The 26,291-nt window shown below is 55.9% G+C and carries 27 protein-coding genes; 8 read left to right on the top strand and 19 right to left on the bottom strand.

The genetic code is table 11. The annotated features are described in order from the left end of the window. Nucleotides 1-84: 84 nt before the first annotated feature. From FRD01_RS19825 to FRD01_RS19835, 3 genes are all read right to left on the bottom strand, one after another. Nucleotides 85-600: a gamma carbonic anhydrase family protein gene (locus FRD01_RS19825; RefSeq protein ID WP_146962675.1), complete on the bottom strand. Its 516-nt coding sequence runs from the start codon at nucleotides 598-600 to the stop codon at nucleotides 85-87. Beyond that, on the bottom strand, nucleotides 590-2,254 hold the full coding sequence (locus FRD01_RS19830) for a serine/threonine-protein kinase (protein WP_146962676.1): 1,665 nt from the start codon (nucleotides 2,252-2,254) through the stop codon (nucleotides 590-592). The genes FRD01_RS19825 and FRD01_RS19830 overlap by 11 nt, the downstream gene beginning before the upstream one ends. 66 nt (nucleotides 2,255-2,320) lie before the next feature. Then, complete coding sequence (locus tag FRD01_RS19835; RefSeq protein WP_146962677.1) at nucleotides 2,321-3,145, bottom strand: hypothetical protein; 825 nt, start codon at nucleotides 3,143-3,145, stop codon at nucleotides 2,321-2,323. Nucleotides 3,146-3,283: 138 nt separating this feature from the next. Here FRD01_RS19835 and FRD01_RS19840 point away from each other — a divergent pair, with 138 nt between their 5' ends. Further along, complete coding sequence (locus FRD01_RS19840; protein ID WP_249755770.1) at nucleotides 3,284-4,381, top strand: serine/threonine-protein kinase; 1,098 nt, start codon at nucleotides 3,284-3,286, stop codon at nucleotides 4,379-4,381. A 12-nt stretch (nucleotides 4,382-4,393) separates the two neighbouring features. On the opposite strand, the gene rodA is transcribed toward FRD01_RS19840, so the two are convergent. The 5 genes from rodA to FRD01_RS19865 are packed head-to-tail and all read right to left on the bottom strand — an operon-like array spanning nucleotide 4,394 to nucleotide 9,836. Beyond that, nucleotides 4,394-5,482, bottom strand: coding sequence for a rod shape-determining protein RodA (rodA, locus tag FRD01_RS19845; RefSeq protein WP_146962679.1), 1,089 nt, complete (start codon nucleotides 5,480-5,482; stop codon nucleotides 4,394-4,396). Then, on the bottom strand, nucleotides 5,475-7,418 hold the full coding sequence (mrdA, locus tag FRD01_RS19850) for a penicillin-binding protein 2 (RefSeq protein WP_146962680.1): 1,944 nt from the start codon (nucleotides 7,416-7,418) through the stop codon (nucleotides 5,475-5,477). Before mrdA ends, rodA begins: the two co-directional genes overlap by 8 nt. A 14-nt stretch (nucleotides 7,419-7,432) precedes the next feature. Continuing rightward, on the bottom strand, nucleotides 7,433-7,945 hold the full coding sequence (locus FRD01_RS19855; RefSeq protein WP_146962681.1) for a hypothetical protein: 513 nt from the start codon (nucleotides 7,943-7,945) through the stop codon (nucleotides 7,433-7,435). After that, nucleotides 7,942-8,781, bottom strand: a complete 840-nt coding sequence (gene mreC / locus FRD01_RS19860; RefSeq protein ID WP_146962682.1) for a rod shape-determining protein MreC — start codon at nucleotides 8,779-8,781, stop codon at nucleotides 7,942-7,944. Before mreC ends, FRD01_RS19855 begins: the two co-directional genes overlap by 4 nt. Nucleotides 8,782-8,795: 14 nt before the next feature. Continuing rightward, nucleotides 8,796-9,836: a rod shape-determining protein gene (locus FRD01_RS19865; protein ID WP_146962683.1), complete on the bottom strand. Its 1,041-nt coding sequence runs from the start codon at nucleotides 9,834-9,836 to the stop codon at nucleotides 8,796-8,798. A gap of 226 nt (nucleotides 9,837-10,062) precedes the next feature. Here FRD01_RS19865 and FRD01_RS19870 point away from each other — a divergent pair, with 226 nt between their 5' ends. Beyond that, nucleotides 10,063-11,814 carry a peptidylprolyl isomerase gene (locus FRD01_RS19870; protein ID WP_146962684.1) on the top strand — a complete coding sequence of 584 codons (1,752 nt, stop codon included), beginning with the start codon at nucleotides 10,063-10,065 and terminating at the stop codon, nucleotides 11,812-11,814. 2 nt (nucleotides 11,815-11,816) lie between these two features. Here the strand turns inward: FRD01_RS19870 and FRD01_RS19875 are convergent, their stop codons facing one another. Next, entirely contained in the window at nucleotides 11,817-12,629 is an 813-nt protein-coding gene (locus tag FRD01_RS19875; RefSeq protein ID WP_146962685.1) for a DUF547 domain-containing protein, read from the bottom strand. Beyond that, complete coding sequence (locus FRD01_RS24490) at nucleotides 12,626-13,684, bottom strand: D-alanyl-D-alanine carboxypeptidase family protein (RefSeq protein ID WP_249755771.1); 1,059 nt, start codon at nucleotides 13,682-13,684, stop codon at nucleotides 12,626-12,628. The genes FRD01_RS19875 and FRD01_RS24490 overlap by 4 nt, the downstream gene beginning before the upstream one ends. 68 nt (nucleotides 13,685-13,752) lie before the next feature. Between FRD01_RS24490 and FRD01_RS19885 the strand changes: the two genes are divergently transcribed. From FRD01_RS19885 to FRD01_RS19905, 5 genes are read left to right on the top strand one after another with little or no spacing between them, the layout of a single operon-like run. Continuing rightward, complete coding sequence (locus tag FRD01_RS19885; RefSeq protein ID WP_146962686.1) at nucleotides 13,753-14,466, top strand: RomY N-terminal domain-containing regulatory protein; 714 nt, start codon at nucleotides 13,753-13,755, stop codon at nucleotides 14,464-14,466. Between the two features lie 37 nt (nucleotides 14,467-14,503). Further along, on the top strand, nucleotides 14,504-15,217 hold the full coding sequence (locus FRD01_RS19890; protein ID WP_146962687.1) for an ATP-binding cassette domain-containing protein: 714 nt from the start codon (nucleotides 14,504-14,506) through the stop codon (nucleotides 15,215-15,217). Continuing rightward, the gene (locus FRD01_RS19895; protein ID WP_146962688.1) at nucleotides 15,214-16,116 is read left to right on the top strand and encodes a cell division protein FtsX; all 903 of its coding nucleotides are present in this window, start codon (nucleotides 15,214-15,216) and stop codon (nucleotides 16,114-16,116) included. The genes FRD01_RS19890 and FRD01_RS19895 overlap by 4 nt, the downstream gene beginning before the upstream one ends. Beyond that, on the top strand, nucleotides 16,109-17,128 hold the full coding sequence (locus FRD01_RS19900; protein ID WP_146962689.1) for a murein hydrolase activator EnvC family protein: 1,020 nt from the start codon (nucleotides 16,109-16,111) through the stop codon (nucleotides 17,126-17,128). The genes FRD01_RS19895 and FRD01_RS19900 overlap by 8 nt, the downstream gene beginning before the upstream one ends. A 26-nt stretch (nucleotides 17,129-17,154) precedes the next feature. Then, a complete protein-coding gene (locus FRD01_RS19905) occupies nucleotides 17,155-17,883 on the top strand; it encodes a glycosyltransferase family 2 protein (RefSeq protein WP_146962690.1) in 729 nt (242 codons plus the stop codon). On the opposite strand, the gene FRD01_RS19910 is transcribed toward FRD01_RS19905, so the two are convergent. The 9 genes from FRD01_RS19910 to FRD01_RS19950 form a co-directional block, all read right to left on the bottom strand. Continuing rightward, nucleotides 17,880-18,029 (bottom strand): lmo0937 family membrane protein, encoded by a 150-nt coding sequence (locus FRD01_RS19910; protein WP_146962691.1) that lies wholly within the window; start codon nucleotides 18,027-18,029, stop codon nucleotides 17,880-17,882. The genes FRD01_RS19905 and FRD01_RS19910 overlap by 4 nt on opposite strands. A gap of 91 nt (nucleotides 18,030-18,120) precedes the next feature. Then, nucleotides 18,121-19,233 (bottom strand): glycosyltransferase family 4 protein, encoded by a 1,113-nt coding sequence (locus FRD01_RS19915; protein WP_146962692.1) that lies wholly within the window; start codon nucleotides 19,231-19,233, stop codon nucleotides 18,121-18,123. Nucleotides 19,234-19,242: 9 nt separating this feature from the next. Next, nucleotides 19,243-20,106: a retropepsin-like aspartic protease family protein gene (locus FRD01_RS19920; protein WP_146962693.1), complete on the bottom strand. Its 864-nt coding sequence runs from the start codon at nucleotides 20,104-20,106 to the stop codon at nucleotides 19,243-19,245. Nucleotides 20,107-20,163: 57 nt separating this feature from the next. Beyond that, nucleotides 20,164-22,287 (bottom strand): sensor domain-containing diguanylate cyclase, encoded by a 2,124-nt coding sequence (locus tag FRD01_RS19925; RefSeq protein WP_249755772.1) that lies wholly within the window; start codon nucleotides 22,285-22,287, stop codon nucleotides 20,164-20,166. A 1-nt stretch (nucleotide 22,288) separates the two neighbouring features. Next, on the bottom strand, nucleotides 22,289-22,795 hold the full coding sequence (locus FRD01_RS19930; protein WP_146962695.1) for an FtsB family cell division protein: 507 nt from the start codon (nucleotides 22,793-22,795) through the stop codon (nucleotides 22,289-22,291). Between the two features lie 109 nt (nucleotides 22,796-22,904). Continuing rightward, nucleotides 22,905-23,327 carry an ExbD/TolR family protein gene (locus FRD01_RS19935; protein WP_146962696.1) on the bottom strand — a complete coding sequence of 141 codons (423 nt, stop codon included), beginning with the start codon at nucleotides 23,325-23,327 and terminating at the stop codon, nucleotides 22,905-22,907. Further along, nucleotides 23,324-24,040, bottom strand: a complete 717-nt coding sequence (locus FRD01_RS19940; protein ID WP_146962697.1) for a MotA/TolQ/ExbB proton channel family protein — start codon at nucleotides 24,038-24,040, stop codon at nucleotides 23,324-23,326. The genes FRD01_RS19935 and FRD01_RS19940 overlap by 4 nt, the downstream gene beginning before the upstream one ends. Then, on the bottom strand, nucleotides 24,037-24,411 hold the full coding sequence (locus tag FRD01_RS19945) for a hypothetical protein (protein ID WP_146962698.1): 375 nt from the start codon (nucleotides 24,409-24,411) through the stop codon (nucleotides 24,037-24,039). The genes FRD01_RS19940 and FRD01_RS19945 overlap by 4 nt, the downstream gene beginning before the upstream one ends. Continuing rightward, on the bottom strand, nucleotides 24,408-25,157 hold the full coding sequence (locus tag FRD01_RS19950; protein ID WP_146962699.1) for a TFIIB-type zinc ribbon-containing protein: 750 nt from the start codon (nucleotides 25,155-25,157) through the stop codon (nucleotides 24,408-24,410). Before FRD01_RS19950 ends, FRD01_RS19945 begins: the two co-directional genes overlap by 4 nt. Before the next feature lie 206 nt (nucleotides 25,158-25,363). Between FRD01_RS19950 and FRD01_RS19955 the strand changes: the two genes are divergently transcribed. Then, nucleotides 25,364-26,089, top strand: coding sequence for a cold-shock protein (locus FRD01_RS19955; protein WP_146962700.1), 726 nt, complete (start codon nucleotides 25,364-25,366; stop codon nucleotides 26,087-26,089). Nucleotides 26,090-26,291 lie beyond the last annotated feature (202 nt).

Raw genomic sequence — 26,291 nt, forward strand, 5'->3', positions numbered from 1 at the left:
AGAATCTTGGCTTGAGGCCAGAAATCAAAAGGCCCTCGGAGCGATGCTTCGAGGGCCTTTTCTTTGTGTCTTACGGCGATAGGTTCAGCCGGCGTGAAACCGAGCCATTTCCGAATAGTGGGCCGCTGAATCCAAGAAGCCTTGGACTTCTTCGTCAGTGGTTTGCCTCACAACTCGCCCAGGAGCGCCCATGATGACGCTACGAGGTGGGAACTTCTTTCCAGGAGTGATTAGGGCTCCGGCACCCACAAGGCTAAACTCGCCGACTTCAGCCTCATCGAGGATGATGGCTCCCATTCCGATGAGGGAGGTGTGTCCAATGGTACAGCCGTGGAGGATTGCTCGGTGGCCTACCGTCACATCGTCTCCGATAACCGTCGGACATACGCCGGTGGTCGCATGGATCATGGAGAGGTCTTGAATATTGGTACGTGCGCCGATGATGATGTCTTGCACATCACCACGAAGGACTGCGTTGTACCAAATGGACGCTTGGTCTGAGAGGTGAACACGTCCGATGACGTGAGCACCGGCCGCGATGAAGACGTCCTCGCCGAGTTTGGGCCAGATGCCTCGAAAGGCCGAGATATTAGTCTTCATCTTCTTCTTCGAAGAGTTTTCCGTACTTATCTAGCTTGTTGAGCACGTCGCCTTCTTCTTCGCCCTCGGCGCCTTCTTCCGACTCTTCTTCGTCGGCTTCAGAGTCTTCGCCGGCCGAGCTTTCCGAAAGTTCAGAAGATTCGGAATCAGCCGAGCTCTCGGAGAGATCTGAGTCTTCGCCTTCTTCAGCTTCTTCGCCATCCTCAAGGGGCGCGAGTTCAACCTTGAGGCCGCTTGCTCCATATTGGATTGGGTCGCGCAAGAAGACGAATCCACCGCGCTTGTCCAAAATCTTCATCACATCTTTTGAGCTGTAGAGGTCGGCCAAAATCTCGTCGATATTATCGTAACGGTCGCTCTGATCGTCCATGGACATGCGGTCGAAGATATCATCGAGTTTACGCGGAATGTCCGGGTAGAAGCTCGAAGGCATCGGAGAGCGACGGCCAGGCACTTTGCCGGTCAACATCTCGTAAAGCATGATTCCAAGCGAGTAGATATCACTCTTGACGCTCGAGGCGTTCGGGTCACGGAACTGTTCCGGACTCATGTAGGCCACGGTTCCGACGCCTACATAAACCTGATTGGCACGCGATCCGTCGAGCTCCACCACTTGGGAGATTCCGAAGTCCGTGATAAGCGCGTTGCCTGCAGAATCGAGCACCACGTTCTCAGGCTTGATGCCACCGTGGGTCACGTCGTGATCGTGTGCCGACGAAAGTGCGTGCAGGATTTGGAGGAAGTACTTGAGCGCCACCTGGAGGGGAGGGCGCCCATCAACATCGATGAGTCGGCGTAGGTTTCCATTAGGTGCGAGTTGCATGACCACAAACGGAAAGCGGGCGTCGGTGTCGAGGTCGATCGTTTGGATGATATTGGGGTGAATCAGTCGAGACTGAGTCTGAACGATCTGGGTGAAGCGTGCGATGATATCGCTTCGCTGGACACCCGCAAACACGTCGAAGATCTCTTTGATCTCTTTGAGCGCGACCACGCGATCAAGTTTAACCTGCTTGGCTTTGAACACGGTCCCCATACCACCGCTTCCAAGCTCTTCGAGCCTTTCATAGAGGCCCGACGAAGCAGGTGTTGCGGATTCTGGTGAAACGGCTTTCTGGTTGCCGGTAGAAAAACGTCGTTCGCGAAGTGGATCTTGTGTCATCGTATTCGTCGCAGGTGGAGTTGAGGGTTCAAAGGGCTCGGTCGAGAAATCCACGTCGGGGATCGCGAGATCGGGCCCAGTATTTTCGTCTTGGTCGAGTTCTAGCGGCTCTGGATTGGGTTCAGAAATCTCGCCGAAACCCTCCAGAATATTGTCCACATCGAAGTCTAGCCCGTCATCATCGTCTAGCTTCAGGTGGGCGCCAAGCGAGCTCTTAACGTCTTCTCGCCATACATCCGGATTGTGCAAGGCCTCATGGGTAGAGGCCGAAATCGTGATCGAGTCGTTGACCCGGTCGTATTCGGCATAGCCGTGATTTTCCAGAAATCGGATATACGTCAGAAGATGCAGGTTCAGCTTCGGGAGCGTTTGCTGCATGGCGGTATATGAGGCGGAACCATCGGGATTCTGATCACGAATTGCGCTGGCGATAATCTTCAGATCATCGAGCGCGACCCCGAGAGTTGGACCTTTTGTTGTAGAATCAACCATAGGCACCAGGTGGAGAGTAAACTGCTTGACCGAGACCGTAACCCGTAAGCGCTCAACGCGCAATAATTATGGTTCGGTTGTCTTTGGTTCGACGACGGGCTCAGCCGGCGTTTCTTCCGGTGTTTTAGCCTCTGGTGGGGTTTGGGCTGGAGCCTCTTCGGTAGAAGGTTCTTGTGCGACGGGGTGTTGAGTTCCGAGCTCGAGCGCGGTCGGAGTCTCGGCGCCGAGTTGACCGGCTAGGAATGCGCTGAACCATGTCAGAGCGCCGTGCGCTCCGCTCGTGGCTTCTGCCCCTCTTGCGGCGTTGATGGCGGTGGACGGCCAGTGTCCATAACTCCCAATCACGTTGGCGGCCATGGTTGGCATCGGGGCAATCAGCCCCGCCAAAACCAGCGTTGAAACCCCGGCGAACCACCACGCCTTCTTTCCCTTCCGTTTGGAGAGTTGCCAAAATCCAAGCGGAAGCGAGAGAGTAACCACGAGCGCGATGGCCAAAACAAGCCACCACGCCGAGATCCACTGGGCAAGATAGGCACCGAGCAACCAAATAGCAGCGGTTGTGCTCAGGGTGACAAAGCCCCACTTCATAAGCGCCAGCACCACAGGAAGTTTGCTCTTCTTCTGAGCTTGGTCAGTGGTCTCGGTCTTGGCTTCCTTCTTTGGAGCGTCGGGCTTGGTGAGTTCTGCCTTTGGGGCCTCTTTGGGAGGCGCAGGCTCGGGCATCTTGGGCTTCGTGGCAACCTTAGCCGCAGGAGCCGGCGAGTCATCCCCGGCGTCTAGGCTTGCAAGGAAAGCCTCCAAGTCCTCTTCGTCTTCGTCGATTCTCGCGGAACTACCGGAGTTCGCGCGGCTTTCAAGCTCTTTCAAAAGGGCGTCTGTATCATCAGCCATTTGGATATCCTGGATTGTGCAAGTTCCCGGAACACATGTTGACGACTCCGTCACAAGGTCCGACAATCTAAGCTTAGTCTATACATCAGGTTGCTAGGACACAACGACGAGAGAGTGTTGCTTTCAGTGGGGACGAGTTTGAGTTTTCCAAAACCTGGCGAAGAGTTTGAGGGGTACCATGTACTTTCGGTGCTAGGCAGCGGCGGATTCGCTCGTGTCTACAAGGCGTGGGAGCACCTACACGCGCGTCCCGTAGCCCTCAAGGTGCTCCTTCCCGAAGGTGGTGATTCGACCCTCGTCGCCCGATTTGAAAGAGAAGGCGAAGTCCTAGCTCGACTTCAGAGTCCGTATACGGTCCGCATGCTTTCACGTGGCCACTCGGCTCTTGGGCTTCATTACATGGCCTTGGAGTTTATCGACGGCAAGAGTTTGGCGGAAGTTCGCCAGCCCGGGCAGTCCTTTGAGCCAGAGCGGGTAGTCAGGATTATTTCTCAAGTCTTGGAGTCACTCAGTGAGGCCCATCGGCTTGGAATGCTTCACAGAGATATCAAGCCCGCGAATATCATGGTTGGGCAAGACGAAGACGGGCTCGATTTTGTGACCTTGGTGGACTTCGGGATCGCGAAGGCGAGCGATTTGCCGCTTAGAAAGGGGCTCACAACGGACGGAACCGTACTAGGGACGCCGCGCTACATGTCGCCTGAGCAGATTCACGGCGAAGGGGAGTTGACCGCTGCGGCCGATATCTACTCGTTGGGACTCGTCGCGTACGAGCTTCTGGTCGGGCGCCGAGCCATCGAATCCGAAAAACCGATGGACATGATCTCCGAGCAACTTTCGGGGATCTCGTTCTCGCTACCTTTCGATTCAGGGGTGCCGCCAGCCTTGAGAACGGTGGTCAACCGAATGATTGAAAAGAACAAGTCGGCCCGGTTCTCGGCGGCTGATGACGTGCTACTTGCCCTAAAGTCCCCGGATATACTTGAGCGAGAGGAGGCCGGTGGACCCTCTACCATGCAACTAACGGCGATCCGTGTTCCAACTCAGGAGTTGCCGCCAAGAGTCGAGCCGACCCCGCCGAAGTCACTGAGTTCTGACGATATCAAGAGCGCGCTACATACATCCGGAATTCGCAAGAGGTCGAGGAATCGCCTGGATAGCGTCTTGAAAGCGCTCGCTCTCTTTCTCTTGGTTTCATTGGGTGTGGTGCTGGTTCTAATCTGGCTCAGACGCTAGCACGCGCACTGGCTACTTTCTCATGGAGATATTCAGGAGCAAGCCAACCCCTACCATTGTGGTGAGAAGGCTCGATCCGCCGGCGCTTAAGAAGGGCAGGGTGAGCCCGACGACGGGAAGCAGACCTGTCACCATGCCGAGATTGACCACCACATGCCAAAAGATCATGGCGGCGACTCCAATCGAAACCAAGGCTCCGAACCGGTCGCGTGCTGTGGCAGAGATGCGCAACGCCCAGAGAATCAGGGCGAAGTAGAGACCCACGAGCCCAACCATTCCAAGAAATCCGTAGCGCTCTCCCCAGTTTGCGGCCACAAAGTCGTTCTCGTATTCCGGGACGAACCCTTGTTCGATCTGCGTGCTCTCGCCGCCTTTTCCGAGGATTCGCCCACTGCCAAAGGCGATGATCGATTGGCGAACCTGCCAGGAACTACCCTGTGTGTCCTCGTCCAGATTTAGGAACGAGACCACACGTGTCTTCTGGTAATCGTGCATTCCAAAATTCCAGACGACCGGAACCGAAATCAGCGCAACTACGAAGAGAACGGTGAGCGTTGGCATCCGGATGCCTTGGAAGAGCAAGATTGACCCAAAAATGGCGAGGATCACGAGCGAGGTGCCAAGGTCGGGCTGTTTGAGCACGAGGGCCACCGACGCACCCACCACTCCAAAAGGCACGATAAGATCTCGCATCGATAGTGGTCCATCGAAGTCCCGATCGTGCAGGTATTTGGCGGTGAAGAGGATCACTCCAAGCTTTAGGAGTTCGGAGGGCTGCATCATAAAGAAGCCCAGATCGAGCCATCGGTACGAGCCGTTGAGCTCGGTTCCGACTAGAAGCACAAGGACCAAGAGTACCACCACAGAGCCGAAGAGCGCGTAGCTCCAACGCTCGTAGACGCGGTAATCGAGCAGCGCGGTAAGCGCCATGACACCGAGGCCGAGAACGAACCAGATCGACTGCGTGATATGTACCGGCGCGCCATAAGCTGCGCCCGCAAATGAGTAGAGATTCAGGATGCCCAGCGCAGAAATCAACCCGACCAAACTCAAGAGCGGTACGTCGATTCGTCGAAGTTTCTCAAGGAGGCCCTTATTCATCTGCCACCTCTTCTTCTAGCTCTTCCTCTTGGCCCGGGTTTCCTGGGTTTTCGGACGGGAAGATCTCGGGAACGTTGTCACCGATCTTACGTGTGCGCGGGTCGTCTCCTTCAAACCATCGTTTCAAGATTTCCATAGCCACCGGTGTAGCATCCGAGCTTCCATGGCCTCCGTGCTCCAGAAAGACCGTGATGGCAATGGTCGGCTCCTTTGAAGGAGCGTAGGCAGAAAACCAAGCGTGGTCGCGGAATCGAAACTCCTTGTCCCGATTTGCGACGCGTATTCGGCCGATTTTTTTGACCTGCGCGGTGCCGGTTTTGCCGGAGACTTCAACCTCTTCAATGCGATACGGGTAGGAGGTGCCACCATCCTCTTGAACGGTCATCCAGAGTCCTTTCTTCAAGACCGCCACATGTTCGTCGCTGGCCTTGATGGTCTTTCGCACCCGAGGTTCAAACTCGAAGAGGGTTGAGCCGTCGGCATTTAAGATCCGGTCGATGAGGCGCGGGTAGTAGATGGTCCCGCCGTTCGCAAGGGCTGCGTAGGCGAGCGCGGCCTGCAGGGGTGTGGTCAGCGTATCACCTTGTCCGAGCACCGTGTTGAGGGCAAAACCGTGTTGGAATCCACCCGGCGTGATCTTGGCGTGCCACTCCTTGGTGGGCACGCGACCAGGACTTTCTGAATTGACCGGATAGCCGGTGGGCTCGCCAAATCCGAAGCGGTAGGCGTACTCAGCGATCTTGTCGATCCCGAGGGTCTCCGCAACCTTGTAAAAGTACACATCACACGAGTGTTGCAAGGCTTCCATCACGTTCATCTTGCCGTGCCCGCCGCCTTTCCAACAACGGAATCGCCTGCCACCAAAAAGGTAGGAGCCCGAACATTTGATGGTGTCGTCCGGCTTCATCATGCCTTCTTCAAGCGCTGCAAGGGCTCCCGCGAGCTTGAAAATCGACCCGGGGAAGTAGGCGCTGATCGATTTGTCCAACATCGGCTTATAGGGGTTGTTATCGGACTGAATCTTTTCGGTGGTGGAGAGCCGCCCCGACCAAGAGTTTGGGTTGAACGAGGGTTTGCTGTACGCCGCGAGTACGCTTCCATCTCGCGGATCAACCGCGACTACTGCGCCCGACGGGTAGTTCTTCATGGCTTCGTCGATGATGAGCTCAAGCCTCGAGTCGAGCGTGAGTTTCACATCGCGACCAGGGACCGGGCGAACTTTCTGATAATCACCGATAAGAAACTTGGTCTCAGCCTCTCCCTGCGGGATTCCACGGGCGTCCACCACTGACCTCTCAATGCCCGGAGAGCCCCGCAAAACGGCCTCGAATGAGCTTTCAACGCCCACTCGCCCGATATAGTCACCTGGTCGGTAGCCCGTGGAACGCAGCTCTTTGAGCTCTTGAGAACGTATCTCGCCCACGAATCCGATGACGTGTGAGCCGACGTGTTCAAGCGGGTAGTATCGATGTGAATTCGCCTGGATTTCTAAGCCGGGGAGTCGCAGGCGGTCACCTTCAAGAAGAGCCACTTGATATCTCGGGATATCCCGTTTGACCGAGACTTCACCGGCTCTTGCTTCCAACCCCTTTTCTACGCGTTTGAGGTCAGTTTCGTTGAGGTTGAGGTACTTCGTCAGAAGCGTAAGCACCTCGGGGCGGTCCTTTTCAGAGACCAGGTGCGGGTGCACAAAAACGTCGTAGGACGGACGGTTCTCGGCCAAAACGGTTCCGTGTGCGTCCAGAATTTTTCCGCGCGGCGGCCTGGTCTCCACGTTGCGAATGATATTCTCAGTACTCGCCCGGAAATAGGTGTCTCCGTTGATCACCTGAATGTACCAGAGCCTCCCGAGGATGATGGAAAACGCAAAGGCCACGAAGACGATTAGCCCAAGATACCGTGTGACCCCATAATCTGGTTTTTGTTTGGGCTGCATATCCTACCCTCGCCTCATGAGAAGCGTAGACCACTTTGCCGTGGGCCAAAAACTTCTTCAATCTTGCGCAATAGAAAGAAGACTCCCGCGGCGCAAATCCCTGCAACCGGAGCCGCCCAGATTACATTCCAAGCAATCGAAGAAAGAATCCTGGAGCCGGGTGAAAACACGACGAGTACAAGCGCCATGACCAAGGCGTGAATCAGGCAGATCACAAGACCTAGTAAGGCGTGGGTGAACGGAGAGAGCGCCTGAATCTTGAGGTTTGTGGGGCGAAGGACCAGAAAAGAGACCACCACGCCAGGCACCCAGACCGAACTTGGCGCGCCCGATGTGAGGACCATAAAAGGCAAAAGTGCCGAGAGTGTGAGGGAAGACGGAGATAGCTTGCCGTTTAGTCCAAGCCACGTCGTCAAAGCGATCCAAATCTGAGGGGTGAGGCTTTCGAACCCAAAAACTTGAGCCGCCACGCTTTCTAGCAAGAGCAGAACCACGCCCACCAACCAGAAGACCAGAGGATGCATCATCGCACTCCGGTCAGGACGAAGACTTCTTCGAGTCTAGAGAAATCTACGGCCGGCTCGATAGTGGCCTCTTGGAAGAGGCCTCGTTGTGCACTTTGGACCTCTTTGACCGTGCCGATAACCAGCTCTTTGGGCATGAATTCTCCCATACCGCTCGTGACCATGAGGTCGCCAGGGCGGACCTCGTCCGAATCGCGCAAATAGGAGAGCTTGGCGAAATAGTCGCTATCGTGTCCGAGTCCTTCGACGACCGCTTGAGCGCGGGTGCGCTGTGCAATGGCATCGACCCGGTGACGCGGGTCGGAGACGATGATGACCTCGGCGTATTTATCGAACACTCGATGAACCTGCCCCACGAGGCCCTGAGCCGAGATCACGGGCATTCTTGGTTCGATTGGTGATTCGGGTTCGAGCGCGATTCTTATGTGTAGAACGCGAAAATATGGCGAGGTGTCGCGCGCAATGACTTTGGCCGGGGTGAGGTCGAACTCTGGCCGTCGCGTCCTGAGTTCCAGGACCCTTCGAAGCCTCTCATTTTCCTGCAAAACCCCAATGAGCCTGGCTTTTTCTTCTCGAAGACGAGCGTTTTCGAGTTGGAGTTCGCGGTTTTCGACTTCGAGTTCAGATTCCAAAAATGAGTCGATAAACCCCGTGACAGCAAGGATAGAAGCCGAACTAACACCGAGCGCAGGTGTGGCTGGCAGAAGAGTGATCTTGGTCAGTAATGGGGTCTTGGTGCCTACTTCGCTGCCGGAGGACGTGGCGATGAGCGCGAAGGCGCTAATTATCAGGACGCCGAGCGCGAGCTTTGAGCGATGCTGGTTCCAAAAGACGTTCAAGCCGAATACCGATCTTAAGTGGAGTGCTCAGCGACTTCGCGGAGCAGCTCGATCTCGTCGAGCACTTTACCACTTCCGAGCACGACTGCCGACATCGGGTCGTCCGCGATAATCACCGGAAGCCCGGTTTCCTCGCGAAGTAGGATGTCGAGGTTCTTCAAAAGCGCGCCGCCTCCGGCGAGCACGATGCCCTTGTCGACGATATCCGCCGAAAGTTCTGGTGGCGTGCGCTCGAGCGCGATTCGAACCGCCTCGACGATGGCATTGATGGGTTCTTGAAGCGCCTCGCGGATTTCATCGGAGTTGACCTCGAGGGTCTTTGGAAGTCCGGCGACAAGGTCGCGGCCCTTGACCTCCATGGTCATGACCTCCTCAGTGGGGTAGGCCGTGCCAATGGTGCATTTGATCATCTCGGCGGTGCGCTCGCCCACCAAGAGATTGTATTTGCGTTTCATGTGCTGAATGATCGCCTCATCCATCTTGTCGCCGCCCACGCGCACTGACTGCGAGTACACGATGCCGGACAAGCTGATGACGGCCACCTCAGTGGTTCCGCCACCGACGTCGACGATCATATTACCGGACGGCTCTGCGATGGGTAGCCCGGCGCCGATGGCAGCGGCCATGGGCTCTTCGATGAGATAGACGTCTCGGGCGCCAGCCTGGAGGGCTGATTCGCGCACGGCTCGTTTCTCAACTTCGGTGATGCCGAACGGCACACAGATGATGATGCGAGGACTGATGAGCTTTCGATGGTTGTGCGCTTGAGCGATGAAATATCGAAGCATGGCTTCGGTGATCTCAAAGTCTGCGATCACACCGTCTTTCATGGGGCGGATTGCAACGATGCTTCCGGGGGTTCGCCCGAGCATTTCCTTGGCTGCGCGCCCCACTGCTTTGACCCGGCCCTTGCCATGTTTGGCGTCTTTTTGAACCGCCACAACCGATGGTTCAGAACACACGATACCCTTGCCCCGTGCGTACACGAGGGTATTCGCGGTACCGAGGTCGATCGCGAGGTCGTTTGAAAATAGTCCGAGAAGTTTGCTCAACATAGACGTTTCCAGAGGGAGGGCGTTGCACTCCCGCGGTGTTTGTACACGGGCGGGGTTCGAGTAGCAACGATCTTCTCGAAGAATCAGCGTCAGTTGTTTGGCAATCACCGAGTTAATAGGCGAGTTGGCTTGCCAATCTTAAGGTGTGCCGCTAACATCCGGTGCCTTTCGTCCGCGGGAGCGGCGGAAGCTCGCAAAATAACACAAGAATTGTGCAGGAAGTCCTATGTTGCAGGATATTCGTTCAGCCTCCAGAAGTGGTTGGACTTACATTATGGTCGGTGTGTTGATCGTGGTCTTCGCGGTGTTCTTCGGAGCTCCACTCGATGGCTGCGGCTCGGCTACTCAGCGCGCGTTGGTGGCGAAAGTAGGGGGTGAAGACCTTCATACAGACGACGTCAATATCATTTACAACCGTACCTTTGGCGGACAGCGCACGGTGGATGAATCGCAGATTCAAAGCCAGCAAGCGGTCGCACTGCGCGCGCTTCTGATGATCCACGTGATGGCTGAGAAAGCCGAGGAGCTCGGGTTGCGCGTCAGCGATGATGAGCTTCAGGCCTATATCAAAGATCCGCTGAACAACTTCGAATTCCTCTATGCTTACGGGCAAAGCGGCTCATTCGATGGCCCATTCTATAAGGCATACGTGCAAAATCAGCTTCGGACCCCACTTCCGAAGTACGAGGATTTCAAGCGTCGCGAATTGCTCGCCCGCAAGTACGTAAGCTTGCTCGAAGCTCAGATCCAAGCTTCAGAGTGGGAGATTCGGGAACTCCACAAAGTTCGAAACGAATCGGTGACCTTTGAGTACATCAAGCTCGACCCAGAGACTCTGATGGACGCTATCCAAGTCAGCGACGAAGAAGTCACCGCTTTCCTCGCAGAGAATAAGGAAGTCGTTGAGAAGTACTACACCGATAATAAGGCCGACTATGAGGATGCCGAAGAAGTTCGACTGCGACGTATCTTCATCCTCAAGCCCGGCGAGGCAGAAGGTGACGATAAGCGTGAGGAAGCAGCGAAGAAGTTCGCGACCGCCAAGACACGCGTTGAGTCCGAGAATTTTGCTGATGTGGCAGGTGAGTTGACCGAAGACTTTGCTAAGGAAAAACAAGGGCTGATGGATTGGTCGACCCTTGAAAACTTGGACCAGAATATCGCCAAAGCTATTGCTGATGCGAAGGTCGGCGACGTCCGAGAAGTGGAGACCGATTTTGCCTATATGTTGGTGAAGGTCGAAGAGCGGAAGGAAGCCAAAGTAACCCCGCTTAGCGAGGTTGAGCGCGACATCGCAGGTACGATTCTGAAAACTCAGAAGGTTGACGCCGAGATCAAGCGGATGGCGGATGCTCTCCTCGCCGCTGCTGGCAGCCAGACTGACCTTCAGGCAGCTCTTGACTCGCTCAAGCCTGCCGCTGGTGAAGACGGTGTCCGTCCAGAAAGTCCATGGGACGCTCTCTCGGTGGCAGTGGCCCAAGACGTAACGCTTGAAGGCCAAGACCTCTCGGCTTTGCTCGGCCGTCCGATGCCGGGCCTTGGACGCCCTTGGGACATGATCCCAGGAATTGGAAAGAGCAAGGAACTCGCGCTCGATGTCTTCAAGCTTACCGAGGCGGAGCCTCTTGCTAAGAAGGTCTACCAAGTCACCGGTTCAAGTTTCATCGTGCGTTTGAAGTCGAAGCAGGAAGCGACCGACGAGAAGTTGGCTGAAACCCGCGATGAGCTTGCGCTCGAAATCCGCGGCACCAAGATCTCCCAGTTGTTGGGCTCATGGCCAGCTCTCTTCTCGCGTCCGATCTCAAACTTCGGCGAGCCTGTGACCAAGTACGGCCCGGTCCTTGAGCAAATGCTCAAAGACGCTATCGAGGACAAGACTGTTCGTCTCTTCGAGGCCAATTACCCTGCGGCAACACGAATCACGACGCCGCCAGAGGAAGCCCCGGAAATCGCTGGGCTCGAGCAGCTCGTGCAATAAGCTCAAAGCTTATCGTTTAGCTTCCAATCATAAGGGATGAAAGACACCTTGGGGTCGCCATTGGCGGCCTCAACTACTTTCTTGACCTCTGGGGTGCTGTAGTTGGCCACATACGCCGCAACGGTCTTCTGGTGGCCTTTGAACGAGGTGTTCGTGAAGTCCGACCCATACCAGTCGAGGATTGACGTCAGCTCCAAGGTCGACCCGCTGAGCCGTGCGTAGGCTGGATTCTTCAGTGTGGACGAAGTGACTGACTCGAGCTGTGCTTCGAGTTTGGGTCCCGTAAACGCGAAGTCGGCCAGGGGAGGGCAGCCGATTGAGGCGCAGTTGACGGCGAAATGAATCCGCGGGTCTTTGTAGATGGGACGCAATAGACCGTGCTCGATATCGTCTAGGCTCAAGGTTTCACCGCCTACGACCCAGCGTTTTTGTTTCCACGGGTCGTCGATATCCTTGATGCTCTTGATGGCCGGGTACTTCTCCAAAATCAGCTTCACCGTGTAGGCGTTATAGGCGTTGATGAGGAGTGCCATTTGTTCGTCGCGGTTGAGCGATTTGAGATCGGCGTCCGCCAGGGCTTGCAGATACGATTCGAGCTCTGCCTTCCGGTCTAAGAAGACCTGGTAGCGAACCTTTGACTCCGCGGGTAGGGACGCGGCGGCGAGCAATTCATTCCACACGCTGTGGTCAAAGACCTTCTCAGGTGCAGCCTCTTTCCCCTTCTCGATGTGTTGGACGAGCGGGCTGTCGATGACTTTAGCTTCTGGGGCGCAGCCGAATCCGAGCAATGCCCAGAGCAAAAGAGCTTTTCTCATTTGGAAAATCCTTGGTTGACGTGAAACATGAAAGGTCTCCAGTTTTCACGAATAAAGTTGAAAAAACGCCTATCTTCGGGATGTTTGCTGCCCCAACGAGATTCAAAACTGTCCCATTGTGCATTCAGCGCGGCCGCAAAATGGGCCTCGTTCGCCCTCACATGTTCTTGTAGCGCTGCCGCGATGGGCACGTAGGACCAATGCCAGCGCTCTTCCATATAGCCGTGGTCTTGATGCCCGCCGATATAGGCCTGTGAGTATCCCCAATGCACTCCATGCTTTGCGAGCCATTGGTATTCGTCGTTCATACGGGCCCCGTCCACAAAATTGCGTGGATTTAGGCTGAAGAGGTCGAAGTCGGTTCCCCAATGGTGCCTCGAGATGCCGGGGGCTGCGGATGCCCCGAGAATCTCGACCTCGCGCTCTTCGGTACTGAGGGTTTCGAACCAGCAGGTTCGATGACTGCTCATGGCCGGATTCCAGGTTCTTCCTTCGGGGAGCTCGCATTTCTTTGCGGCGTGGGCTGACACGCGATTGAAGGGATTGCCACGAAACACGAACTTGCGGTGCCAGATGTAGGACTGTTCGCGCGCATCGCGATAATCCGAGCGAGTAATCCAGTCGATGAGATTCCTTCTAAATCGGGTATCGGTTTGAAATCGGTCGAAGATACGAGGCATGGCGCTCGCGTCGTGATTCTCGTCACCCCAATGAACGACCATTTCATTGCTCGGGTCCGCCGCAGCCACAATCAGGGAGACGAGCATGCAGTCTTTCTGATTCGTAGATTCTTCGACGACGGATTGTGGCGGTTTTGCAGCCCCGATGATCCAGGCCGTCAAGTGTTCAGGGTTTTGGGTCCACCAATCTTGAATCAGCGCTCGCCATTTCTGCGTGCGGGCCTCAATGGACGCGGCGTCTACGAAGAGCAGGCACGTTGCGGGTTTCAGCCCGCGCTTTTGCACCAGAGCATCGAAGTCCTGATCGGGAGATTCTGCCCAGGAGGTTGCTGAGAGAAAAAAACTCAGCAAAAGTGCCGATAAGATAGCTTTCATCCGGTGATCTGTTGTGTTAAAACGTTAGATAGAGAAGTCGCCATTCATGAACAGAGCGGAGCCAGCGGATGCAGATCGGCTTTAATAATGATCTAGAACATCGGGGAAAGACGTTCCACATCCAAACTGAGGACCGTGGTTTACCAGCGGCCCAGATAGAGACGCAAATCTTTTGTGGTGGTGCCATTCTGGACACGACGATTGTGTCCTACCAGAAGATTGTGGATTCGGAGAAGGATGAGGAGGCGCGGACCACGAAGATTCGCACCATGATGCAGGCCGCTCACCGAAATCTCTACAAAAAGCTTAAGTCCGGAGAATACGACTCCATGGTCGGCCTCGAACCGCTCAACACGGGCGAGGTCGTGGTGGACGAAGAAGAATTCAGTCCTGGACAGGACAGGGTGCCGTCGTCAGCGCTTGAGATGGAGCAGAATCCAGAGGCCTTTGATATCGACCCAGGGATGGGCGAGTCGGTGGATTTGGCGAGTCTTCAAGCGGCGCTCAATGCCGATGCAGCAGCAGCAGAGGCGGCTGATGCGGCCAAGAGTTCAAAGGGTACTCTGGCGGATGACTCGGACGCCGACCAGCCGACGATGATGATTACTCCAGAAGAACTCGACGGACCGAAAATCGCTCCGCCAAAGATGAGCCCTCCAAGGATGGCTCTTCCTACGGGTATGCTGGAGATTCCGCGCACCGGTACGCGTGCGTACGAGGGGTGTTTTGCCCCTAAAGAAGACCTATCCCTGACAGCCATGGTTGAGGCGTTTCTGGGATAAAAACTTGTGTTCAAGGATGAACGCAGAGTGAGGTATTATGCGCAAGGATGCGCCCATTATTTCGTGTTTTCACGTCAACGTCGAAGATCCGCGCAGGGGAATGCGGGTTCTGAACGATATCAGTCTAGAAGTGGCCCGAGGGGCGTGGGTTGAAATCGTGGGACCCTCTGCATCGGGAAAGAGTTTGCTTTTCTCGATTCTGAGTCTTCGCGGGCGTGCGGCGCGCCCGAGCAAATTGGTCATTGGTGGCAGGAATCTGGACAAGGCAGACGCGGCCGATATTGCCGAGCTGCGTCGTCATATTGGCAGCTGCGCAGAGACTCCACAGCTCCTTCGGGACCGCACGGTGATTGAGAATTTGGTCGTTCCTTTTGTGGTGCGTCACGAGCCTCGGATGGCGTTGAGCCATGCCGAAGGCCTGCTCGAACGGCTCGACCTCGAGTACCTGCGCGACATTCGTGTGGAAGAGTGTTCACGGCAAGAAAGACTATGCCTCGGCGTGATGCTCGCCATGATCGGTGAACCCGAGCTTATCCTACTCGATAGCCTGCTGGAGCAACTTGAACCGAGATTCGCCAAACCGCTCATGAACGAGTTGCGGGCGTGTCACCTGAGTGGCTCCTCGGTGGTCCTATTCGGGCGTGAATTCAGCGAGAATGCGCGGCGCGGTGAGCGTTATCGCCTCGATGAAGGGGCGCTGATTCAAATCGAGCAACCCGTGATCGTAGAGCTCGCCGGAGGTGCCCAATGATCGAGTCACCTCTTGAGATTTTTCGGCGAAATAGAGCACAGACTTTCTCGATGATCGTGGCGCTCGCGGCGGCGCTCATCTTCCCGTGTTTGGCCTTTATGGTCGTGTTTGGTGGGCAAGATGTGGCCAGCCGTTGGATTGAGTCGTACCAACCCGTGGTCTACTTGGTCCCCGATGCGAGCGAAGCGCAGGTCAAAGAGCTTCGCGCCGAACTCGAGTCTTGGCCCTCGGTAAGTGAGGTTGAGCTTAGAAGCCCCGCACAGGCCAAACGTTCGCTGGAGTCGCGCTTGGGGCGCGAGTCTATTGAGTCCTTGGGAATTTCCGACTCAATGCTGCCTACGTCGATGATCCTCGTGCCAACTCAGGGGCTTAGCGGTCATATCGACCTGGTCTCAAAAACGGCCGGTCTTGAGGCCCGTATGGAGGTAGACCGAGTTCAGGTTCCCGGTGTGGCCGGAGTTCGCGTTCTCTCGATGATATCTGGCGGGCTCATCTTCTCTAGTCTATTGGCGCTCCTCTCTCTTTTGGCCTTTTGCCTGCTGCTCTCGGGTTACCTGAGGCGACTGATGGAGAGCGAGCGGGAGATGGCCGACATGATGAGTGTTTTTGGAGCATCGTCAGCCTCGTTGCGCCGACCAACGCTAGTGCGCGGCGTTGGTGTTGGCGGCTGGGCGGGCGGTGTGGCCGCGACCGTGTTGGTGGTTGTCCTGGTGGTCGCTCAGAGTATCGCCCAAACGCTCTTGGGGATCTCTACCACCATGGTCTACGTCTGGCCTTTTGTGTTGGCACCGGTGGTCTTTGGTGCAGGACTCGGGTTTTTGATAGGATTGGCGCATTCACGGCCCTCAATGCGGCCGAGCGGGCTCGCGCCTAGGCTCTTGGAGGCCTATCATGTTTAAAGTCCACGCCCTGGTTTTGGTCTTGTTGGTGGGAGCCGTCGGAACATCGTTTGCGTTCACAAAGCCGCAGACCATTTTTGCCAAGCTCGATAGGCTCGAAGTGGAGGCACACGAGGCCGAGCTCAGCGCCAGCGAGCATGAGAAGACTGTAGAGGAGCTGGACAAATCCATTGCGCAGGCTGCGCTTCAACGTGATTTGGCGGAGCGGGCGGCAGTTTCCATCAGACGCCGCGTGGTCGCGACTCTGGGCGCATGGGAAGCCGCCTCTAATCGGCGCGGGTTGACCTGGGAGGACCAGGACACCAAAAACCTTTTGGAGCTCGCTTCGACGCGAGCCATTGAGCCGAAATTGGCGGATCTCGAAGTCCTTCAGAAAGTCGACAACGAGCAGTCCCACGTGGAGTCGTTGATTCGCCTGCGCGCAAGTAGTGCGGTGGTTTTCGCTCAGCATAAGGCCGAGGGCGCCCAACGCCGGGCCGAGCGGGACGAAGTTTTGAAGACTGCCGCCAAGGACCCGAACCTAAAGGCCGATTTGATGCGTACAGACCAGACTCTGCACGACTCGATGCTCGAGATGTTGAAGTACGAGACGGATCGTGACTTCCACAAACTTAAAGGTACGCTTTTGGTGCCCGTGACCACACCACCTTCGTTCAAGTTTGGAGTGCGGGCGACCTCCGCGGCAGACGTGACGATTCGTCATACCGGCTGGACGTTCCGTACGCCTAAAGGAACTGAGGTTCGCTCCAGCGCCGACGGACTCGTGGTGTATGCGCACCATTTCGAGGGTTATGGGATGTTGGTGATCCTCGACCACGGCGGTGGCTATCATTCGCTTTATGCCCATCTGGACAAGATCAGCGTGAAGACGGGCGAGAAAGTTGGAAAGGGTGCAACTCTGGGATTGAGCGGCGAGACGGGTAGTCTCGAGGGTCCAAAATTCTATTTCGAGCTGCGCCAAGGTGGAAAAGCGATTGACCCACAGGCATGGTTCCTACAACCTGCGCGCTGATTTTGGACTTGTAGTTTGAGCCCGAGATGTTGAAAGAAAAACACGTTGCGGTGGTCATTCCGGCCTACAATGAAGAGCGTCTCATCGCTCGGACCATCGGGCGAGTCCCGGATTATGTGGACTATATCGTGGTGGTGGATGATGGGTCGGCTGACCACACGCATATTGCTGCGACAGTGGCTCTAGGCGGGCGCCCGGGCGAGGTCATTCGACAGACCAACGCGGGCGTTGGCGCGGCGATTCGTCGTGGGTATCGCGCAGGAATCGTGGCTGGCGCCGATATCTTGGTCGTGATGGCCGGGGATGATCAGATGGACCCTGCCGACTTGCCGGCGTTGGTTGAACCCGTCATCGAGGGAAGGGCCGATTACGTCAAAGGCAATCGCCTCGCGCACCCGCTCGCCAATGATATGCCCGGTGTCCGTCGTTTTGGGACTCATGTGTTGGCGCGCGCCACGGCCTTTGTAGCTGGAGTCCCCTTAGATGATTCGCAATGCGGCTATACCGCTATTTCGGCGAGTGCGGCTCATAAGGTCGATTTGGACCGCGTTTACCCCAGATATGGCTACCCGAACGACCTGATTCTCAGGCTTTCGGATGCTGGCCTCAGAATCGCTGAAGTACCTGTACGCCCTGTCTACGCCGACGAAGTTTCTGGCCTCGCGATACACAAAGTCATCGCCCCGATCTCTAAGATCTTGATCCGTGGTGCCGCAAGAAAGGTCGTTGCCCGTACTCTGGGAAGCCGCGTTTAGGTCGTTCGTCTCTTCATGACTACGCCCGCAAGGATCACCGCGATGGCGATCACCAACGGAACGTGAATAAAGCCACTTTCAGCATAAGTTGACGTCAAACCAACCACCCAGGCTACGAAAAATGCGGTTGCAACTGCCCACAACATTGGGTCTCCTCGAGACGAAACTTGAAACGTCTCAGTGACGTCCCAGGTCCGGCGAATTGCCTGAATGTTTTCGTGGTAGTCGCGACTGAAGCTAGGAACGGAATTGGAGAAGACAAGCATCAATCCAGCGGTTCCAATCTTTACCCAAAGACTCCCACGAGAACTCATGGGTAGTGTTTTGCACGTTTTGGCGCAGCTCGTCCGAGTTTAGCAGATGGTCGATAGAGCTCGCCCACGCGTCCGCACGCAACGGCGGGGTTTGACGCCGGTCCAGAACGAGTTTTGCTGCAGACGGGATTTCGCCGATGATCGGGACGGCTCCGGCCGCCGCGCACTCGAGAAGGCTCACAGGAAGGCCCTCAAATCGCTCGTGTTCCACTTTTGAAGGAAAGAGGCTCAACGCTGCCCGCGAGAGAATCTCGGCTTTCTCTTGGCCCTGTAAAATGCCGTGAAATGTCACGCGCGACGGGTCGGCAAGTCGCTCGAGTTTTTCGCGCAAGGGCCCGTCTCCCAAGATATGGAGCCGTTCGCACGTCTCAGAGAGGTGGACAGCCTCAATCGCGAGTTCGATATTCTTGATGGGCACGAGCCGTCCCATGAACACAGCCTCGGGCGCTTTGGGGGCGGACGAAACAGGGTTGAGGGGAAAACCCATCGGTAGAATTCGGATATGTCTGGCGTCTGAAAGGGTGTGGATTTTGGCTTTGAGCGCTTCCGAAGGAAGACTCGTTGGGCCATCGAGGATGAGGTCGGCGAGTGGACGCGCCATGGACTTCGGAAGCTTGCAGAGGAGATGGACCCCGGCACTATGCCCGATGACTAGTGACGGTTTATCCAGAATCTTCGCGGCGTATCGCGCCACAAGACCTCCGGGAATCAACCAATGGCCGATGATCAAATCGGCAGCCTGGCCGCGCCTGAGAGCCTCTTTGAGCATGGCTCCGAGAGCCTGTGGGGCAAAGAGTGCGCGGGAAGGATGTGCTTCCAAGTTCTCGGGACCACCCGCTCCAAAAAAGAGTCCGCGAGGTTTCTTAGAGTAGCGAACCCACGCTGCATCTGTGCTCGTTTCATCACCTTCGGCCCACGCCAAAACGTCCACGCTGTGGCCCGCTGCACGCAGTACCTCGGCGTGTTCAGAAACAAACTGACCCGCGATATCGCCCGTGAATCGAGGAATGGAGCTGGTGATGACCAGAATTCGCAAAGTAGAGGTCTACCAGGTGGGAGAGCGGAGGGAGAAACTTGGATTGTTGCACTCTCCGTACTTGATCCAACTCTCGAATTTTCGGGTCTGCCGGCTCGGGATGGATGTGCGACCGAGTGAGATTTCGTTCCCGGTACACTCCAGAACGACTTCAACGGATGTGACCGATTTCGGCGCGCGATTCTTGAGTTCGACCACAAACTTGGCGCGTTCGAACTCGGACTTCTCAACGCCGGACTTTTCGATGGAAAGCCAGTTCTCGATGTCACGAATGCGGTCGCTGTAGTTCGTGGCGGGGATCATCGTGATTTTCCCAAGCCCCTCGTCGATGCTGTAGCGATATCGCCCGATGACGTTTCTACCCAGAAGGCCGACAATCGGCTTCCCTTTGTAGATCCCCGCCGGACAAGAGTCGCAAACTACGTAAGAAACGCCGTTATGGACGCGCCCACCTAAGGAGAAATTATCAAGAATGCCCATCTGCGCCTGGCGTTGTCCGTTTGCGGTTTGGAGCATGAGACTTGGCCCATCTTTTGGGGGCAGGGAGCCAACTGACTTGGCAAATGCCGAGGAAACTGTGGTGTACGTGGCGCCCGTATCGAAGAGGAAATAAGCATCTTTCCCCCTGATCTTGACCGGCACCAAAATGGACGTGTCCTGTTTCTCGAACATGATGGTGATGGTGCCCTGAGGCGGTGCTGCGCTTGAATCGGCTCCCTCTATGGACGGCAAGAACTCTTGCCCTGAGACGTCCGATACGGAGAGTGCTTTGGTTGGAAGCTCGTCTTGGCCTTCAAAAAGGTCGATCTCCTGCTGCGCGAGAGCAGGGGACGTGAAGAGGAATAGTATCAGGGCGCCCAGTCGTGTTTTCATGGGCTCGATTCTAAAGCCCTTGGCCGACAATTCAAGCACGCAGTTGAGCTCGCCATTTCACGACGCTTTGCGAATCATGTGTTGGTGAGCTGTGACGCGGTCTCGACCATTCTGCTTGGAGTAGTAGAGCGCCTGGTCGGTGAGCTCGATGAGCTCTTGCTTATGGTCAGCATCTTCTGGCCAATAGCCTACGCCCATCGAAATCGTAATCGAGAAGGGCCCCTGGTCCGAGTCGAAGACGAGCTTCTTGATTTCGGTTCGCAGACGATTGGCAGTCAAGAGGGCGGCCTCGAGGTCAGTGTCTTCCAAAATCATAGCGAATTCTTCGCCACCGTATCGAGCTGCGAGGTCCGTCTCACGCAGGTTTCCGGCGAAGTTCGCCGACACTTGTCGCAAGACTTCGTCGCCCACCGGATGGCCGTACGTATCGTTGACGCTCTTGAAGTGGTCGATATCCGTCAGGATCACCGCAAAGCCACGCCCCGTGCGGCGGTGCCGCGCGATGGTCTCGTCGAGTCTGGTCTGGAAGGACCGGTGATTCGCAAGGCCCGTGAGGCCATCTGTCGTGGCCATGAGCTCCATCTGCTCGTAAAGACGCGCGTTGTGCAGAGTGGGGGCGACTTGGTTGCTGACCACCTCGAGCATCTCTCGGCGCTCTCGTGAGAAATGATTCGCCTGAGAGTGGCCAACCACTAGCGTTCCAATGGTCTGATCTTGAGCGATGAGCGGAATCACGAGAAGGCTTTTGAGGCCTTCGATCGGTGGGAAGCTCGAGAAAAGCTGAACGCTCGAATCGCGCACCACACCTCCATAAGGAAGGTAATGTCGATTCTTGAGGACCATCGAGACGAGTCCCGTATCATCTTCAAACTCCATGCCCTTGAGTCGCGAAAGGTGCTCGAATGGGCCGCGTGCCTCGATGGCGCTGACCTGATGCGCTCCCTTCTCAGACGTGATCGAGATGGCCGCGAACTCCCATGGTGCAATCTCGTCTGCGCTCGCGAGCGCAACCTTATAAACATCCTCGGAGGTCAGCACGTTGTTGAGCTTTCGGCTGGCCTCGAAGAAGCGGGTGAGTTCGTGTTTCGAGCGCTCCATCGCCGCAAACTGACGCTGATTCTCGATGGCGCGTACCAGATACGCGGCCGTATCTTCCATGAGTTTCAACGCGTCTGGGCCAATAGGCTCGCGAGTTTTTCGGTCTACACAAAGAACGCCGCGGAGGTGCCCGTTTTCGACCACAGGAATGCCCGCAAACTCAGTGATGTTCTGGGGCTCTGTGTAGTACGGGATGCCGCGGAACCCTGCTTTGAGGTCTTGGAGTTCAACGGCTTCGCGCCGCCTCGTGATGCCTCCGATGACGCCACGCGCAGGCTCGATGCCGTGTTCGATGATGTGGTCACTCTCGCTCAAGAGTTCCTTGATGTGCAGGTACTCGCCTTTGACGTCGAACCAGAGAAGCACCACGGTATGAGCTTTCAGGGCCGTTTTGAGCATGGATACGGTCACGTAGATCGCGTGGTTGACGGCAACCACGGCCTCGCGCGCAATAAGTTCGGCCTTGGCCTCCTGCGGAAGCTCAAGTTCGGTACGTTGGCTCGAGAGCAGCCGGAGCTCGCGAGCCTGCCGCAGTAGCCCTTCTTTTTCTTCGGCAACCTCGCGCTGATGGCGCTTTCTTCGTTCGAAGATTTCCGCGCTGTGTACCAGGGTAGAGAGCCCCGAAAAGACCAGAAGGAACGCAGACTGAGCGATGAGTTCGTTGAGGCTCGCTGCCGTTTCACCCAGGAAAAATGGGCCCCAGGAGAGAGCCAGTGCGGTGCCGAGCGCTACAAATCCGCCGGTCTTGGAGTGCAATGTGACCAACAAGACCAAAACAATGTAGACGAGCGCTGAGCCAGACACCCCGAGCTTCTCGAGGAGCGAGGCCGCGATGAACGCACCAACCATGAACGACACGGCGAGCGAGGCTTCTTGTAGCGGTCCAATCTTGGACTTCTTTTGCCATTGAGCAAAGAATATCGTCGGTGGCAACGAAGTCAGCGCCAGGAGACCGATGAGTAGCCAGACTGGCCCAGCAGCGATGCCCCCAAAGGCGTAAGCAGAACCGATCGCGGACGCGACGCCCATCAAAATCAGCGATGGATAGAGGTGTTTGGAGTTTTTATGCGAGTTTCTTGGCATCCTAGTCATCCTCGAAATTCGCCGATTTGAACGACGAAACTTCAATCGCGTCGCGCACGTGTTGGCGTTGCAGGGCGTCAACGTGCTCGTCGAAGCTCACCTTCAATTTGGCCCCAGGAACCTGAGTTTTCAGGTTGTCGAGGGCTTGTGAAAGTTCGGCGTAAGGAACCACCTTTCCGGCGAGCTCGCAGGAGTCGATCCCGACCTTGAGCAGTGCCTGTACTGGAGTTGGGGCTTCGGGTTCCTCGAATTGGTAGATGACTTCAGTGGACCTTGCCATGCCTGAGGCGCGTGCACGCCGTTCAGCGAGACGAGGGTCGTCCTTGAGCGCCGCGATTGTCTCCTCAAGTTTTTCGTTTTCGTTGGCGAGCGCTTGGTTTTGTGCCTCGAGTTTCGCCAGTTCGCCTTTAAGGTGCTCCACGCGCTCAATGTTCTGATGCGTGAACGCGTAGTAGGCGAGGCCGGCGATCACCACGCCGGTAATTACGAAAATGAGAGCGCGCTTCATCCTTGAAGGCTCTTGGTTTACCCCGTCCGGGGCCGCGTCATGCGTAGGTCGAAACTATCCTCGCCCTAGACTAGTAGGTTGGGCGGGTTGCGCAACTTTTTTCTGCGAGTCATTCCGGGCGAGTGATCACCAAGTTGGCGCGTTTGAAGCCTTTGGACTTGATGGTGTCGAGGATTCTCACGATTTCTCCGTGGCTGACTTCACTGTCTCCACGAAGCAAAATATCTACATCTGGGTTTGTCTTGTAGAGGTTGTCGAGCCTGGTCTCGAGAGTTTCGCCCTCCGGCACCAACTTGCCTTCGAAGACCACGTCGCCCTCAGGTGTGACGGAGAGGATCACGGAATCACCCTCACCGGCAGCCTGTCCCGCCACACCGCTCGGCAGGTTGATAGGAATGGACTGTTCCTTGGAGTCCTGCGTGAACGTAGTGGTGATCATGAAGAAAATCAGCAACAAGAAGACCACGTCGATCAAGGGCATGATCTCAACGGTTGCGTCAATTCTTCGTTTGGCGGAGTGACGGAAGTTCACGCGTCATCTCCTTTTTCGGAGTCTGTGTTCACGTCTTTAGAACCGTCATTCTCGACTGAATCGCGAAAGGCCATGGCTGGGCGTTGTGCCTCAGGCACGAGGTACTCAGACGCCTTGAGCGCGATGTCCGCCATGTCTACGGCGTAACGGTCCACAATGCTTAGAACGAAGCGATAGGCGAGGTAGGCCGGGATAGCTACGGTAAGGCCTGCAGCCGTGGTGATCAGGGCCTCCCAGATGCCGTTTGCCAGCCCGCCCGGGTCCACAGCCTGGCCTTGAGAAGCCTGCGCCACAACGCGTTGGAAGACGCTGATCATACCGGTCACAGTGCCGAGCAGGCCTAAAAGCGGCGCCACTGTCGCAATCGCTCCCAGTGCTCCTGTGAAGCGTTCCATGAAGTAGACTTCGCGCTGACCGGCAGCCTCCATTCGCTCGCGGATTACGGCTTGGTCGCGTCCGGCGTAACGAATCCCTTCTTCCAAAATTCGGGCGATATGCGACTCGCTCTGATGGCAGAGGGCTTCTGCTTCCGCGTAGCGTTCCTGCCTGAGCAGCTTGTCGATGACTTCCAAAAACCGTGGCGGTAGAGCCCGATTCTTTTGCAAGCTCCACAGGCGCTCAATGAACAAGGCCAACGCCACCACTGAGCAGAGGGCGATGGGGATCATGATCCATCCGCCCTTGGACAAAAACTCGTAGGATTGCTCGATCATGTGGTCTTTTTTCCTGGTTCTTCGAAAACAGCCATGAAGAATGGATAGGTGTCGTCTTGGCGAAAGTATTCCCGAAGCTCTTCGACCTGAAGTTCATTCGTATCACAATATGCGCTAACTCTCTCGCGGGTGCGAGCGCGCCTTTTCCTGAGCACACCGCTCAAGACTTTGAGCCCTGCTAATAAGACCACCAAGGCGAGGAGCCAAGAGAAGACCCGGGTCTCGGCATTCATAAGGAATACGCCGCCAATCCAGGCGGAAAGGGTGAGCAAGATGGAAAATCCTCCCCAGCCATACACCCCAGAAACCTCTTGATTCACATCCCTGACGAAAGGGCGATGCGCTTCAAGCTCGTGGTTTTCGTCGCTCATTTCTTCTTACCCTTGAAACCATCGACCACGTCTCGGACCCAGAACCTGAACCTGTCGAAGAGCAGGTCGTATTCCTCTGGGGCCCAGGTGTTGACGCGGCGGCCCTTGTGATACGTGTGATAGTCGGCGTTGTCTATCCGTGCATCACGTGAGTTTTTGGCCGCGGTGTGTCGGACCTCCGCCTTGGCTCGTGCAAGCGCGGCTTCCTTAATCCTGCGTTGTACTGGCGGGCCGTTTCCTCCCGGATAATCGCCTTCGATCACACACGCTTCACACCAAAACGAGTCCATACGTTTAAGCGAGCGCTGAATCGGTGTCTCCTCGCCACACGAGGCGCAAATGGCAGTGCCAAGGTCTTGTAGAGGCGGGCGCTCAACGCGAATCTGTGGCTCTTCCGGTTGGGTCTCTTGTGGAGCCGGCTCTGGGGCGTCTTTTAGGGCATCGAGGTCTGCTGCTTCGACCCAGATGCCGCGGCACGTGGGACAAGTGTCGAGCTCAGCGCCTCCAAGGTCCGCAATTCGTAGATCTTCTGAATCCCGCGGGCAGAGTCTGGGCTCCAAAGAGATAGCCGGATTAAGAATCGCGCTCTCGCGTATTTGGCTGGATAACTTTTGCCCGAGCACCAGATCGAACTCTCCCGCATCCAACCATATGCCCCGGCATCGAGGGCAAACATCGATGACGACGTCCGAATTTGTAATAGGACGAAGTGGTGTCTGACAGTCGGGACAATTCAAGGTGTTCATAGGAATCCTTTCTTACGAAACGCTTGATAAATCAAGGCGTGAGCCGAATGTGAAGGAAACAAATCAGCCTCCGGTTTTGTTTGACAGTGCGAATATAGTGCAGGTATCCCATGCCCCCTGAAATGCATGAACTCATTTTCGTAAGTCTTGGGGAAGATGCGCGGGGACTTTGTTGTTAGTCTTTTGTGAATTGGATTGAGGTAGACATGTCGAATGGAAATGGTGCTATTGCAGAGCGGCTCAAAACCCACCTCGAGACCGTGGGAGCTCAGCTTCAGGTGGACGAGACGTTCGTGCGGATGTACGGGCTTGATTTTACGCTCACCCGGCTAAGAGATGTTCATGCGCACGTGAACCTTGGGGTTCATATCACCACCGCAAAAGACAACGTGGAGGAACTGACGAAATTCATTCAGGCGTCCAAACGTGGCGTCGTAATGAAGTCGATTTATATCGAAGTTAGCGACGATGCCTTTGAAACGGGCGGGGTGCCCGTGGCCTTCGGTGCCTGTGTCACCGCACTATTCGACCGACGTTTTTCCCAGCACCGCTCCGTCGGCGTCAGAATTCATGAGGATTGCTCATTCCAATTCTTCGAGGTCGAAGAAGCGCTCAATCGGCTCGAGCGTAAATTCGTTGACGACGATCTTGTGATCGGCGACTCGCTTGACGGAAAAATCATCGCCTACTTTACCGACAAGGGCTTTGGCTTCATCCAGACCGAAGACGAGCGGAAATTCTTCTTCCATATCGCCAACGTAGTGGATGATGACCTGCGAGCACGGCTCCCCGCTTATGTCCTGGGCGAGGTGATTCCAGTGGAGTTCCAGTTCGGTGGTAACGACGGAAAGAAGTACCCGAAAGCGATCAACGTGGCGCTGTCCGACGAGTTCTACGACGAAGAGTTTGATAGCGAAGGTTATCGAGATTGACGTCGTTAAAAGGTGTGCGTACATGCACACACATCCGGCCACATTGAGTCCTTGACAAATTCCGGCGGGAATACTTAGGATGCGCGCCGTTTTGACCTGATTCAGGCGCCGACGGCTCGTGCTTCCTTTTGAGTAGGTATGAGCCTTGCAACAACTGACGCCTTGAATGTAATCGTTAGTTCGTGCACGGCTCCCTCTAGAT

The organism is Microvenator marinus (genome assembly GCF_007993755.1).
Classification (GTDB): Bacteria; Myxococcota_A; Bradymonadia; order Bradymonadales; family Bradymonadaceae; genus Allomicrovenator; species Allomicrovenator marinus.

What these genes read in the sequence shown, in the direction of transcription:
- FRD01_RS19825 (WP_146962675.1), bottom strand. Translation starts at nt 600, where the DNA reads ATGAAGACTAATATCTCGGCCTTTCGAGGCATCTGGCCCAAACTCGGC.
- FRD01_RS19830 (WP_146962676.1), bottom strand. Translation starts at nt 2,254, where the DNA reads ATGGTTGATTCTACAACAAAAGGTCCAACTCTCGGGGTCGCGCTCGAT.
- FRD01_RS19835 (WP_146962677.1), bottom strand. Translation starts at nt 3,145, where the DNA reads ATGGCTGATGATACAGACGCCCTTTTGAAAGAGCTTGAAAGCCGCGCG.
- rodA (WP_146962679.1), bottom strand. Translation starts at nt 5,482, where the DNA reads ATGAATAAGGGCCTCCTTGAGAAACTTCGACGAATCGACGTACCGCTC.
- mrdA (WP_146962680.1), bottom strand. Translation starts at nt 7,418, where the DNA reads ATGCAGCCCAAACAAAAACCAGATTATGGGGTCACACGGTATCTTGGG.
- FRD01_RS19855 (WP_146962681.1), bottom strand. Translation starts at nt 7,945, where the DNA reads ATGATGCATCCTCTGGTCTTCTGGTTGGTGGGCGTGGTTCTGCTCTTG.
- FRD01_RS19865 (WP_146962683.1), bottom strand. Translation starts at nt 9,836, where the DNA reads ATGTTGAGCAAACTTCTCGGACTATTTTCAAACGACCTCGCGATCGAC.
- FRD01_RS19870 (WP_146962684.1), top strand. Translation starts at nt 10,063, where the DNA reads ATGTTGCAGGATATTCGTTCAGCCTCCAGAAGTGGTTGGACTTACATT.
- FRD01_RS19875 (WP_146962685.1), bottom strand. Translation starts at nt 12,629, where the DNA reads ATGAGAAAAGCTCTTTTGCTCTGGGCATTGCTCGGATTCGGCTGCGCC.
- FRD01_RS24490 (WP_249755771.1), bottom strand. Translation starts at nt 13,684, where the DNA reads ATGAAAGCTATCTTATCGGCACTTTTGCTGAGTTTTTTTCTCTCAGCA.
- FRD01_RS19885 (WP_146962686.1), top strand. Translation starts at nt 13,753, where the DNA reads ATGCAGATCGGCTTTAATAATGATCTAGAACATCGGGGAAAGACGTTC.
- FRD01_RS19890 (WP_146962687.1), top strand. Translation starts at nt 14,504, where the DNA reads ATGCGCAAGGATGCGCCCATTATTTCGTGTTTTCACGTCAACGTCGAA.
- FRD01_RS19895 (WP_146962688.1), top strand. Translation starts at nt 15,214, where the DNA reads ATGATCGAGTCACCTCTTGAGATTTTTCGGCGAAATAGAGCACAGACT.
- FRD01_RS19900 (WP_146962689.1), top strand. Translation starts at nt 16,109, where the DNA reads ATGTTTAAAGTCCACGCCCTGGTTTTGGTCTTGTTGGTGGGAGCCGTC.
- FRD01_RS19905 (WP_146962690.1), top strand. Translation starts at nt 17,155, where the DNA reads ATGTTGAAAGAAAAACACGTTGCGGTGGTCATTCCGGCCTACAATGAA.
- FRD01_RS19910 (WP_146962691.1), bottom strand. Translation starts at nt 18,029, where the DNA reads ATGTTGTGGGCAGTTGCAACCGCATTTTTCGTAGCCTGGGTGGTTGGT.
- FRD01_RS19920 (WP_146962693.1), bottom strand. Translation starts at nt 20,106, where the DNA reads ATGAAAACACGACTGGGCGCCCTGATACTATTCCTCTTCACGTCCCCT.
- FRD01_RS19925 (WP_249755772.1), bottom strand. Translation starts at nt 22,287, where the DNA reads ATGCCAAGAAACTCGCATAAAAACTCCAAACACCTCTATCCATCGCTG.
- FRD01_RS19930 (WP_146962695.1), bottom strand. Translation starts at nt 22,795, where the DNA reads ATGAAGCGCGCTCTCATTTTCGTAATTACCGGCGTGGTGATCGCCGGC.
- FRD01_RS19940 (WP_146962697.1), bottom strand. Translation starts at nt 24,040, where the DNA reads ATGATCGAGCAATCCTACGAGTTTTTGTCCAAGGGCGGATGGATCATG.
- FRD01_RS19945 (WP_146962698.1), bottom strand. Translation starts at nt 24,411, where the DNA reads ATGAGCGACGAAAACCACGAGCTTGAAGCGCATCGCCCTTTCGTCAGG.
- FRD01_RS19950 (WP_146962699.1), bottom strand. Translation starts at nt 25,157, where the DNA reads ATGAACACCTTGAATTGTCCCGACTGTCAGACACCACTTCGTCCTATT.
- FRD01_RS19955 (WP_146962700.1), top strand. Translation starts at nt 25,364, where the DNA reads ATGTCGAATGGAAATGGTGCTATTGCAGAGCGGCTCAAAACCCACCTC.